The organism is Sphingobacterium sp. 1.A.4, from assembly GCF_002734245.1.
GTDB lineage: Bacteria > Bacteroidota > Bacteroidia > Sphingobacteriales > Sphingobacteriaceae > Sphingobacterium > Sphingobacterium tenebrionis.
Map to the genome: position 1 here is coordinate 1 of NZ_PEAZ01000011.1, position 746 is coordinate 746.

At 51.5% G+C, this 746-nt stretch carries 1 protein-coding gene; it reads right to left on the reverse strand.

Going from position 1 to position 746, the window contains the following annotated elements; all coding sequences use genetic code 11:
• On the reverse strand, nt 1–512 hold a 512-nt coding region (locus tag CRJ00_RS01465; RefSeq protein WP_144038058.1), incomplete at its 3' end, for an IS110 family transposase.
• Nucleotides 513–746 lie beyond the last annotated feature (234 nt).

Below are 746 nucleotides of genomic sequence, written 5' to 3' on the forward strand. Positions count from 1 at the left end.
GCACCGATGACGGCCATACCGCTTGCTCCATGGATCTGGCTCAGTACCTCGGGAAGCCTGATGTTCATTTCCACCAGGGCCYTCTGCATGTGGTTGACATGCATGGCGGCGTTCCGCAGCAGGTCCTCCCTCAGCCTCAGGTAGCTGCGGATCTCCTTTTGGTCCCCTTCGGCCACAAAGCAGCGGTTCAGCAGTCCATAGCTGTGCAGCTGCTGGATCCATTGGCAGTCCTTTACATCGGTCTTCCGTCCGGGGACCTGTTTGGTCTGGCGGCCGTCGACCAGCCAGACGTCAAGCCCTCCGGCGTGGAGGATATCGTAAAGGATGAACCAATAGGAACCCGTGGCCTCCATCGCAACGGTGTCCACACCATGGGAGAGCAGATAGTCCAGGGCTTCGCGAAAGTTACGGGTAAAAGTGGCGAAGGAAACGACCTCCTGCCCCTGGACGGAGATGAAGATTCTGCGTGAACCGATATCGATCCCCGCAGCATGATCGTGAATGATTTTCATGGCACATCAATTAAAATGTGAAACCATTAAGCCCATAGAGGAAAAATAAACGGCAGGCTACCATACGGACAATCTAAAAGATGTACCAAACTCCAATGCCTCAATCTATGGAACCAAGCTCAGGGACAGGCAAGATGCACTATACGATAGTCCGGTCAAACTGCAGAATGGTCAATGAACTAAGTTACTAAATGTCATCACCTTCCGATAAATTTAGTTCAAATTTTTAATTCT